The 1,293-nt window shown below is 53.1% G+C and carries 1 protein-coding gene; it reads right to left on the reverse strand.

Translation table 11 applies throughout. From position 1 onward, the window contains the following. Window positions 1-53 precede the first annotated feature (53 nt). Window positions 54-1,211: a DDE-type integrase/transposase/recombinase gene (locus AC2FAK_RS22885; RefSeq protein WP_062857441.1), complete on the reverse strand. Its 1,158-nt coding sequence runs from the start codon at window positions 1,209-1,211 to the stop codon at window positions 54-56. Window positions 1,212-1,293 lie beyond the last annotated feature (82 nt).

Here is a 1,293-nt window from a genome sequence, read left to right on the forward strand (position 1 = left end):
TGTATGACCGGATACATAGGTGACAGATCAGACCGGGAACATAGGTAACACTTTTAGTCTATCCGGAGCACACTCTCGGTTTTCCGGTCGTAGTACGCAAGCGTTATTCCGTTAAAGATGATGGCCTCCAGGCCATCATCTTGTTCTTCGAGCATAATGTACTCGCCAGTCAGGGCTTCACTCAGGAACACTGTCCCTTTTTTACCCATATAGAGTGTTCCCCTCGATTTTACTCTGTAGACCATACCCCCTGCCGGATAAGTGTATTCAGGAACCCTGCCATCCCATTGTCGGCTTGAGGGTTGCCACACCGTTCCGGGCGTTGCTCCCGACAGGGCTTCATGTGGCCTTTCGTGGTTAAATTCTTCCCGGTAGTCACTGAACCACCGCTGTTGTTCTTCCATCGTCATGAAGGTGTTGCCCTGTTTCACTGCGCTTTTCAGCGAACGGTGCATTCGCTCATGGCGGCCGTTTTCTTCCGGATGCCCCTTTCTGATACGTTCCGGTCTGATGCCCAGCTTGATTAGCCAGACCGCAAGGCGGCTTAATCCGGCTATACCTGTTCCTGCGAAGGGCTGACCGTTGTCCGTCCGGAGTACTTCCGGCAGACCGTATTCCAGGAACGCATCCGTCAGACACTTTCTGACGAAGGGCTCGCTTTCCCGGTCCGTTCCCTGACAGCTCAGAAGATACCGGCTGTGATTGTCGGTCAGGGTGAAGGGATGACAGTATTGCCGGCTCAGCAGCCTGAATTTACCTTTAAAATCAGCGCTCCAGACCTGATTGTTCTCACTGATGGTCGTCAGGGGCTGACGGTTTCCCGGCGTTCTGCGTTTTCTTTTTTTATCCGGGACCAGGCCTTCACGCTTGAGGATATCACCTATGGTGCTGGCAGCCGGTACGGTAAAATCGACATGATGGTTGAGGAGCCACATCCTCAGTTTTTTGGGACCCCAGTCAGGATGTTTTTGCCTCAGAGCCGTAAGCTGTCCGGCGACAGCATCAGGAACCGTCCGGGAGTGGGAGTGCGGAGCACGCGAGCGGTCAGAGAGAGATGACAGGTCAGAAGGGTCAAAACGTTCAAGCCATTTGTAACCGGTTTTTCGGCTGATGCCGAAGAGACGGCAGAGGGCTGAAAAAGACTCCGTACCTGCATGGCAGGCACGGATAAAATCAAGGCGTTGCATAGGTCGGGTCTCAGTCCAGGGCATAGCGAGTCTCCTCTTCTATGCCAGTTATAACTGTTACCCATGTATCCGGTCTAAAGTGTCACCCATGTTTCCGGTTCATACC

This window comes from Enterobacter cloacae complex sp. 394F7, assembly GCF_057320385.1.

Excerpts from the sequence above, each read along its gene's own strand:
- AC2FAK_RS22885 (WP_062857441.1), bottom strand. The coding sequence starts at position 1,211 with ATGCCCTGGACTGAGACCCGACCTATGCAACGCCTTGATTTTATCCGT.